Here is an 8,382-nt window from a genome sequence, read left to right as displayed (position 1 = left end):
GTCGTTCGCGGCGCGGCCGGCCGGGGGTTGAGGTTGGCGGGGGGGTGGGGCTGCGGCGGGGGGGCGTGGTGGGGCGGGGGCGGGGGCCGCGCCACGCCCGGCGCCCCGGCCCCCGCGCGTTCGCGGGAGGAGTTCAGGGCGGGTCAGGGCCGTTCGGGGCGGAACAGCATGCCCGTCAGGGCGCGGAAGACCTCCTCGGGGTCCTGCCCGCCCACCTGGCCGTCCAGGTTGTGGCCGAGCAGGAGCGTGGCGAAGCCGTGGGCGAGGGACCAGGCGGCGATGCCGGCGAGACGGGCGTCGGGGCCGCGGCCCTCCGCGGGGACCGCAGACACGGCGGCCCGCAGCCGCCCTCCGGCGAGCGTCCGGGCCGTCGTGAGCTCCAGGTCGTCGTCGCGGAGCGGTTCCGCGGAGAACATGACCTGGAAGTGGGCGGGGTGCTCCCGCGCGAAGCGTACGTAGCGGACGCCCGCGTCGCGCAGGTCCTCGGCGTCGCCGAGCGCGGTCGCCAGGAGTCCGAAGCCCTCGGCCGCGATGGCCGTGAGCAGGCCGACACGGTCCTTGAAGTGGTGCGCCGGGGCGGCGTGAGAGACACCCGCCCGGCGGGCCAGGTCACGCAGGCTCACCGCTGAGGGCCCCTCGGCGGCGATGACGTCGAGGGCGGCGCCGAGGATGGCGCGGCGCAGGTCCCCGTGGTGGTACGGGCGCGCGGGGCCGCCGGTCTTCTCGGGAACCGGGCCGTCGGCCTTTTCGGGAACCGGGCCGTCGGCCCTCTCGGGTGCCGGGTCGGCCTTCGCGGGATTCATGACAGCAGCGTACGCCGAATCTAGTCGTTGACAAGTTCGGGCGGCCGGTGCAATCTTGTCAGTGTCAAGTTGTGGAGCGTGTCGATACGTGACGAGGGGTGGGGTCATGTCCGGGAACGTGAGCGGGGCGAGCGGGGCCGTCGAGGCGGCGGTGAAGGGCGAAGACGCGCGGGGAGGCGCCGTGCCGGAGGGGGCGGGCGTCGACCTCGGGCAGGTGCGCCGGCTCTGGCACCTGCTGGAGCCCCTGCACGCCGTGCTGTACTACGTGCCGGAGGCCTTCGAGGAGGCGGCGGCGCTCGGATACGGCACCGAGGAGCGCTGGCCCAGCTACTTCCCCTACCGCGCGGCGCCGCTGGGGGCCGTCGGCGGCCGACGAGCGGCCTCCGCCTTCTACAGCTTCAGTCCGCACATGGTGGACGAACACATCGACTCCGCCTGGCGGACGGCGAGTCCGGAGCGGGTGCTCGCGGCGCGGGAGCGGGCCGTGGACCGGGCCTACCGCGCGATCCTCGGCGATCGTGTCGGCAGTCCCGAGCTGGCCGAGGCCGCGGCCCTGGCCCGCCGTGCCGCCGGGGCCGCGGACACCGCGGGCCGTCAGCTCGCCGCGGCCAACGCGGAGTTGCCCTGGCCCGAGGCCCCGCACCTCCAGCTCTGGCACGCGGCGACGATCCTGCGCGAGCACCGCGGCGACGGCCACCTCGCGGCCCTGCTCGTCGCGGGACTGGACCCGGCCGAATCGCTGGTCTCCTTCGCGGCGATAGGCGCGGCCTCCGTGGAGCGCTTCGAGAGCCGGGGCTGGAGTCCCGGGGAGTGGGCCGCCGCCAGGGACCGGTTGACCGCCCGGGGTCTGGTCGATGAGGACGGCATCGCCACGGAGGCCGGCCGTGAGCTGCGCAGCCGGGTCGAGCGTCACACCGACGAGCTCGCCGCCGCGCCCTGGCGGTCGCTCGGCCCGGAGGCCGTCACCCGTCTGGCCGATCTGCTGGGCGAGTTCTGGGTCGCGGTGCTCGGCTCGGGACTGCTGCCCTCGGAGACGACGCTGGGGATCGGAAAGGTCTGAGACCCGCGCCGGGGAGTGCCCGGGGAGCGCTGCGGCTCGCGTCGGGGCCGTGTCCGGGGCCTCGCCCCGACCGCACCGGCCCCACCCGGCGGGTGCGCCGCGGTGGGGCTGGAGGGGATGGTTCTCGAATCGTTCCGGCTGTGTCCGGCTATGACTGTGGGGGCCGGTCGCGATCGCGGTCCATGCCCATCGCGCCCTCGGCCTTCCGCTGTGCGTCATCGACCTTGTCCGCGTACTTGTCGCCGGTTTTCTCGTTGGCCTTCTTCTCGGCGGCATCGGACATGGCGGCCGCTTTGTCCTGCGCGGCCCGGTTGCTCTTGAACTTGTCGAAGATGCCCATCCAGAGCTCCTTCCGCAGGTGACTCACGATCGACGATACGCCCGGCTTGCGCCTATTGCCCATTGGTGGCTGGTATGGCCATGGAATGGCGGCCGTTACCGGGACCCTTGCAGAAAGCCCTGGCGTTCATGCCGGGGGTGAATGTGTCTCCAGGTTGCCCTGGCGGGCGCTTTGGGGCGGATGTTTTCGCTGTTCGACGTATTGGCAGACGATCGCCAACGGCGCTCCGCCGCACGATGCGGAGAGATGCGAGGGTGGCCACAGGTGTCCGTGTGTGATGGCGCGGTCGATCCGACCGGTGAACTCTCCCCAGCCTTCGGCCGGGAAGTGTCTCCAGTCGTATCCGGCGGACGGATGTGCCTTTGAGGTTGTTGGCTGGCTTCGGGACGGCGGCCTTGGGTTGGTGCACCGGGAGGTGGAAGTGATCGCGTTCGCCGTTGAACTCCTTCAGCTCTCCTTCGAAGCCTTTGCGGGCCTTGCGCGTGATCTTTTCGCGGTGCGGCAGCATCTCGTCGTCGAACACCCCGTGCCGGCACTTCGCCACAAGGGTCAAGTGCACGCGCATCGCTGAAATGGCATGCTTGTCACGTCTTTAGCTGTTCTAATCGTCTATGAGGTCAATCGCAATAGGATGGCGGGTATGCAGCTCCGCTACAACTACCGGGCCTACCCGGACGCTTCTCAGCGCCGTGCGCTGGCGAGTGCGTTCGGATGCGCCCGGGTGGTGTGGAACGACTGTCTGCGCGACCGGAAGGAAGCGCACGCGGCAGGGCTGCCGTATGTGAAGTCGGCGGAGTTGTCCCGGCTTCGCATCACCCAAGCCAAGCGCACCGAGGAACGAGCCTGGCTCGCCGACGTGTCGGCGGTCGTCCTGCAGCAGTCCCTGCGGGACCTCGACACCGCCTACAAGAACTTCTTCGACTCGGTCAGAGGAAAGCGGCAGGGTCGGAAGGTCGGCCCTCCCCGGTACAAGTCGAAGAAAGACGCCCGGCAGTCGATCCGCCTCAACACCAACGCCTTCTCCCTGCAGGAGAACGGGACGGTGTACGTGGCCAAGGTCGGCAACCTCAAGGTCAAGTGGTCCCGCCGACTTCCGGCCGCACCCACGTCCCTGACCGTCACCAAGGACAGCTCCGGCCGGTACTTTCTCAGTTTCGTCGTGGACACCGTGCCGGACGTCCTCCCCGCTCTGGAGACGGACACCGGTCTCGACCTCGGCCTGTCCGCCTTCGCCGTCCTGTCCGACGGCAGGAAGATCGACAGCCCCCGCTTCCTGCGCCGGGCCGAGAAGAAGCTCAAACGCCTTCAGCGGGAGCTGTCCCGCAAGACCAAGGGGTCGAAGAACCGGGCCAAGGCCCGGATCAAGGTCGCGCGCCAGCACGCCAAGGTGGCGGACCGGCGCCGGGACTGGCACCACAAGGCATCCACACAGATCATCCGCGACAACCAAGCGGTGTATGTGGAAGACCTCGCGGTGTCCGGCCTCGGGCGCACCCGGCTCGCCAAGTCCGTGCACGACGCGGGATGGTCCGCGTTCGTCGGCATGCTGGAGTACAAGGCGGTTCTGCACGGCCGCACCTTCGCCAAGATGGACCGGGCCTTCCCGTCCTCCCAGGTCTGCTCGGCCTGTGGATTCAGGGACGGTCCCAAGCCCCTGCACGTCCGCCGGTGGACGTGCGGCGAGTGCCACGCCGTGCACGACCGCGACCACAACGCGGCACGCAACGTTCTCTTCGAAGGACGCCGCATCGTCGCCGCCGGACGGGTGGAGACGCCAAACGCCTGTGGAGCGCCGGTAAGACGGGCACCCGTGCCCGCACAGCGCGGTGAAGCAGGAAGCCCCCGGAAGGGCCTCACGGCCCAGGCCGGAATCCCTGGACTTTAGGCCAGGGAGCACGTCAACTTGGGCAGACGGGAATCACGTCCGATCGGGGCGGGCCGGGCAGGTGAGGAGGGGCGTCGTGCTGCGTCTGAGGGGTCGGGCGGCCGCTGCCGCACTGGTGGTGCTCGTCGTTGGCGCCGGCGCCGGCGGCTGCAAGAAGGACGCCCTGGGCTCGGCGGAGCCGCGGGAGACGACGACCGGCGGCGCGGCTCTCACCGCCGTGGACTCACTGGCCGTCAAGGGACGTGCGCCCAAGACCGGTTACAGCAGGGAGCGGTTCGGCACGGCCTGGGCCGACACCGACGAGAACCGGTGCGACACGCGTGACGACATCCTCAAACGGGACCTGAAGGACGTGAAGTTCAGCGACGGCACGTGCAAGGTGTCCCGCGGGGTTCTCGACCCCGATCCGTACGGCGGTGCGGACGTCACCTTCGTCCGCGGACGCAGCCTGGTCGACATAGACCACCTCGTCGCGCTCTCGGACGCCTGGCAGAAGGGCGCCAAGTACTGGGACGCGAGCAAGCGGATAGCGCTGGCCAACGACCCGCTCAACCTCCTTGCCGTGGGCGCGAGCGCCAACCGCAGCAAGGGCGACGGCGACACCGCGACCTGGCTCCCGCCCGACAAGGCGTACCGCTGCACCTATGTCGCCGCGCAGGTGGCGGTGAAGAAGAAGTACGGACTGTGGGTCACCGGCGCCGAGAAGGCGGCCATGAAGAAGGTGCTGAGCGGATGTCCGGGACAGAAGCTCCCCTCGGGCGGGAACCCGACGAAGGCGCCGGAGAGGTTCCACGCGAAGTGATCTGAGAGGGCGTCGGCTCGTCGGAGGCGGGACCGTGTCCCGTCCCCTTCGTCCCGCCGCGGCGGGACGGAAACGGAAGGGGGCGGGCCGCCGCCCGCCCCCTCACGGCTGTCAGACGGACGGGTTGACCACCACCACGGCCGAGTTGTTCGTGGTGTCCGGGTCGAAGCTCAGGGGCCTCGCGCCGGAGTAGGACCGGGCGACGACGCGTCCGGTCGCGTCAGGGACGACCCGGTCGACGCGCAGCACGAACGGGAAGCTGACGTCCAGGTCGGGCGTGGTCCAGGTCGGCAGGGTGCAGACGTAGTGGACGGCGTCCGGGGCGTCGCCCGGCGCCGTGGTGGTCCGGCAGGTGCGGGGGACGGACGTGGCGGTGGTGCCCTCGGGGAGGTAGAAGTCGATCGCGACGAGCGGGTCGCCGGAGGTGACGTCGGCGGCCCAGGCCGGGCCGTTGTTGACGAAGCGGAAGGCGGTGGTGACGGTGTCACCGGCCGCGCCGCTCACCTGGGTGCCCTTCACGCTGAAGTCGGCCGTGTTGTCGGCGCCGATGCGCCACGTGTGGTTGTTGTCCGAGCCGTCGAGGTCGGCCACGGTTTCGTCGGCGGGCTGGACGCCGTACTCGAACCGCTCGTACAGCGCGTGGCCGGTGACGCCGAGCCGCAGCGGTTCCGGCAGCTCCACGGTGGCGCCGGGTGGGACGTCGGTGTCGAAGGAGCAGGTCACGTGCGTGAACCCGCTGCTGCCCGGTCCGGTGGAGGTGCACTGCGGGTAACGGGTGGAGACGTCGAGGCCGTACGTCGACAACATCGACACCGTGAAGCCGTGAGCGGTCTCGTTGCCGGTGTTGGTGACGGAGGACAGCACGGTCAGACTGCTGCCGGGCGCGACACCGGTGACGTCCTCGGGGGCGCTGACGCCGAGGTCGACGCCGGAGGCGACGGTGACGGAGGTCCTCACGGAGCCGCCCGGGGCGACGAGCGTGCCGTCGGGGCCGCCGGTGGCCTCGGCGGAGTACTCGATCGAACCCTGTGCCCCCACGCCGGCTTCGGAGACGGCCCGCACCTTCAGCAGCACGCTCGGGCTGTGGCGGTTCGGCACGTCTCCGGTGTCGCACACGGCGACGGTGCCGGTGTCGTCCGGCGAGCAGTTGCCGGGCCAGGCCACCTCGGCGACCCCGGCGAGCCCGGAGACGTCGACGGTCAGCCGCCCGTCGGTCACGGTGGTCTCGCGGTTCTCGTGGGTCAGACCGACCGCCAGCGACCGGTACTGCGCCGCACCGCCCTCCGGAGCGGCGGTGACCGTCGCGTTCCGCGGCGCCCGGATCGCCAGCGCGTCGCTCTGCGCCGCACTGCCGGCGAAGGCGACCCCGCTCCCGAACCCGGTGAGGACCAGCGCCCCCACGGCTCCGGCACATAATCCGCGACGCAGTCCGCGTCCGGCGGAGAGAGAACTCATTGCATCCCCCAGATGGGCAGAGGTGACTCCGGCGAAGCGATCATCACCGGACAGGAGTTCGACTACGAACTCGGGTGGAAGGTTGTGGGGGAGGGAGGTGTGGCGTGTGGTTCTTGCCGCCTCCCCCCCCGTGATCCGGATCGCCGGGTGGTTCGTCAGCCGAGCGCGAGCAACAGCCTTGAGACGGTGCGGAGTTCCTCGTCCTGGTGGCCCTGGCCCGAGAAGGGGGAGTCGGGGAGCAGGCGTTTCGGGGAGGAGACGTAGGAGCGGAGGGCCGGGCGCAGTTCCTTCGGGGAACGGCCCGCCGTGGCGAGGGCCTTGAGGGCACTGAGGCCGACCGGGCTGGGGCCGGCCAGCTCGGCCAGGACGGGGACGGCGCGGTCCGGGGAGCCGGTGATCCAGTGATGGGCCTCGGCGGCCGCCTTGCGCGTCCAGTCGTCGCGGGCTTCCAGCAGGGGCTCGACGAGGGGGAGCAGCGGAGCGGCGGCACTGCCCAGCGGCTCCAGCCCGCTCATGTACCAGTGGATCCGGCCCTTGGAGGAGAGCAGTTCCCCGTAGATGCGAAGCGCCGTTTCGGGGTCACCGGTCAGCCGGTGGTGGGCCGCGGCCGCCGAGCCCCTCAGCGAGGGGTCGCTGCTCTGCGCGGCGTCGAGCAGCAGGTCGATGATCTCCGGCGTGCGTACGCCGAGGGAGCCCAGTCGGCGGGCGGCGACGATGGCGGCGCGGCGGGTCCTCAGGCAGTCGGTCAGTTCGGGCCGGGCGGCGACGGCCGCGGCGGTGCCGAACGGCGTCAGGGCCTGGACGAGGGCGATGCCGTCGTTGCCGGTGGCGCCCGCGGCCAGCTCTCGGCGGATCACGGGTATCAGCCGGTCGGCGGCGTCCGGGAAGCGCCGCGCCGCCGCTTCGAGCAAGAGCGAGGTGGGGTGTTCGAGCACCAGGTCCAGGGCGCGGGGGTCGCGGGAGTGCACCAGGGCGAGGAGCGCCGGTTCGGCCGTCTCGTCGCCGGCGCCGGCATGGCGGTGCAGCGTGTCCCGCAGGTCGGCGTCCGGCTCGGGCAGGAGGTCGATCCAGTGCCCGATCACGCGGAGGCGGGTGTGGAGGGCGTCGGTGTCCTTCGCATGGGGGAGGGCGGTCAGCAGGAGGTCCAGGACCTCGTGTTCCCTGTCGCGCCAGCCGTCGGCGACGGTTCCCGCCAGCCAGGAGCCCTGTGAGCCGGTGTCTCCGGCCCCGATCCAGCGCGCGGCCACGGTGAGTGCGACGTCCGGGTCCCGGGTGAGCAGGTCGGTGAGCCGCTGCTCCCGGGTGGTGGAGTCGGACCACGGGAAGTCGTCGTACCCGGTGTCGGGTTCGGCGCCGTCCTCGGCGAATATCTCCACGAGTTCCGGCGCGTACGGCGGCCCGGACCGTTCCGCGGCCAGCTGGGCCGCGGTCAGCCTGACCTCGGGCAGCGGGCTGTCCAGGGGCTCCGGCGTCCGGCCGAACCGGTTCAGGACGATCAGGGCGTCCGCCCGTATCGCCGGGACGGGATCGTCGGTGTAGAGCGCGTCGACCCGCTCGACGGCCAGGGCCCGCGACTCGTCCGGGAGTAGGTCGGCCACGGCCGCGACCGTACGGAGCGCCGCCCGGCGCACCCCGCGCTCGGGGTCCTCCAGGCACGGCAGCAGCCCGGGGAGCACGTCGCGGAGCTCCGCGCAGATCGCGTCGATGTGACTGCCGGGCCAGTGCGGGGACTCGACGAAGGCGGGGTCGTGGTCGGCGAGGACGGCGAGCAGCATCAGCAGGTCCTCGCGCTTGCGCGGCGCGTGCAGCACGGCATGGGCGAGGAAGGGGACGGCGGGGGCGGATGCCTGGTAGATCGTGCCCTGGTGGTGGATGTTGCCGAAGAGCTCCCAGACCGCTTCGTCGGCGGCTTCCTCGTCGTCCTCGTAGAGCGCCCTGATCAGCTCGGGCACGTCCTCGGCGGGGCCGTAGGCGTGGGTCAGCTCGGACCACCGGACGTCGTCCAGCTCGGCCGGAGATCTCATGCGCACTCCTCGA

8 protein-coding genes are annotated in these 8,382 nt (G+C 71.5%); 3 read left to right on the top strand and 5 right to left on the bottom strand.

Annotated features, from left to right (window positions below):
• Positions 1 to 143: 143 nt before the first annotated feature.
• Positions 144 to 803: a TetR/AcrR family transcriptional regulator gene (locus ACFW6B_RS27425; protein WP_386599827.1), complete on the bottom strand. Its 660-nt coding sequence runs from the start codon at positions 801 to 803 to the stop codon at positions 144 to 146.
• Positions 804 to 909: 106 nt separating this feature from the next.
• Between ACFW6B_RS27425 and ACFW6B_RS27420 the strand changes: the two genes are divergently transcribed.
• On the top strand, positions 910 to 1,863 hold the full coding sequence (locus ACFW6B_RS27420) for a hypothetical protein (protein ID WP_386599825.1): 954 nt from the start codon (positions 910 to 912) through the stop codon (positions 1,861 to 1,863).
• A 148-nt stretch (positions 1,864 to 2,011) separates the two neighbouring features.
• On the opposite strand, the gene ACFW6B_RS27415 is transcribed toward ACFW6B_RS27420, so the two are convergent.
• Complete coding sequence (locus tag ACFW6B_RS27415; protein WP_386599823.1) at positions 2,012 to 2,203, bottom strand: Rv0909 family putative TA system antitoxin; 192 nt, start codon at positions 2,201 to 2,203, stop codon at positions 2,012 to 2,014.
• Positions 2,204 to 2,255: 52 nt separating this feature from the next.
• Positions 2,256 to 2,768 carry a transposase gene (locus ACFW6B_RS27410; protein WP_386599821.1) on the bottom strand — a complete coding sequence of 171 codons (513 nt, stop codon included), beginning with the start codon at positions 2,766 to 2,768 and terminating at the stop codon, positions 2,256 to 2,258.
• 75 nt (positions 2,769 to 2,843) lie between these two features.
• Between ACFW6B_RS27410 and ACFW6B_RS27405 the strand changes: the two genes are divergently transcribed.
• Both ACFW6B_RS27405 and ACFW6B_RS27400 read left to right on the top strand, forming a co-directional pair.
• Positions 2,844 to 4,088 carry an RNA-guided endonuclease InsQ/TnpB family protein gene (locus ACFW6B_RS27405; protein ID WP_386599819.1) on the top strand — a complete coding sequence of 415 codons (1,245 nt, stop codon included), beginning with the start codon at positions 2,844 to 2,846 and terminating at the stop codon, positions 4,086 to 4,088.
• Positions 4,089 to 4,167: 79 nt separating this feature from the next.
• On the top strand, positions 4,168 to 4,890 hold the full coding sequence (locus ACFW6B_RS27400) for an HNH endonuclease family protein (protein WP_386599838.1): 723 nt from the start codon (positions 4,168 to 4,170) through the stop codon (positions 4,888 to 4,890).
• Positions 4,891 to 5,001: 111 nt separating this feature from the next.
• On the opposite strand, the gene ACFW6B_RS27395 is transcribed toward ACFW6B_RS27400, so the two are convergent.
• Together ACFW6B_RS27395 and ACFW6B_RS27390 are read right to left on the bottom strand one after the other, a co-directional pair.
• On the bottom strand, positions 5,002 to 6,345 hold the full coding sequence (locus tag ACFW6B_RS27395) for a hypothetical protein (protein WP_386599817.1): 1,344 nt from the start codon (positions 6,343 to 6,345) through the stop codon (positions 5,002 to 5,004).
• A gap of 155 nt (positions 6,346 to 6,500) precedes the next feature.
• Entirely contained in the window at positions 6,501 to 8,369 is a 1,869-nt protein-coding gene (locus tag ACFW6B_RS27390) for a hypothetical protein (protein ID WP_386599814.1), read from the bottom strand.
• Between the last annotated feature and the right edge of the window lie 13 nt (positions 8,370 to 8,382).

It is taken from the genome of Streptomyces sp. NPDC058751 (assembly GCF_042746485.1).
Lineage (GTDB): Bacteria > Actinomycetota > Actinomycetes > Streptomycetales > Streptomycetaceae > Streptomyces.
The sequence above is the reverse complement of the archived record's forward strand: the minus strand, read 5'-3'. Positions and strand labels throughout refer to the sequence as shown.

What these genes read in the sequence shown, in the direction of transcription:
- ACFW6B_RS27425 (WP_386599827.1), bottom strand. Translation starts at nt 803, where the DNA reads ATGAATCCCGCGAAGGCCGACCCGGCACCCGAGAGGGCCGACGGCCCG.
- ACFW6B_RS27420 (WP_386599825.1), top strand. Translation starts at nt 910, where the DNA reads ATGTCCGGGAACGTGAGCGGGGCGAGCGGGGCCGTCGAGGCGGCGGTG.
- ACFW6B_RS27415 (WP_386599823.1), bottom strand. Translation starts at nt 2,203, where the DNA reads ATGGGCATCTTCGACAAGTTCAAGAGCAACCGGGCCGCGCAGGACAAA.
- ACFW6B_RS27410 (WP_386599821.1), bottom strand. Translation starts at nt 2,768, where the DNA reads ATGCGCGTGCACTTGACCCTTGTGGCGAAGTGCCGGCACGGGGTGTTC.
- ACFW6B_RS27405 (WP_386599819.1), top strand. Translation starts at nt 2,844, where the DNA reads ATGCAGCTCCGCTACAACTACCGGGCCTACCCGGACGCTTCTCAGCGC.
- ACFW6B_RS27395 (WP_386599817.1), bottom strand. Translation starts at nt 6,345, where the DNA reads ATGAGTTCTCTCTCCGCCGGACGCGGACTGCGTCGCGGATTATGTGCC.
- ACFW6B_RS27390 (WP_386599814.1), bottom strand. Translation starts at nt 8,369, where the DNA reads ATGAGATCTCCGGCCGAGCTGGACGACGTCCGGTGGTCCGAGCTGACC.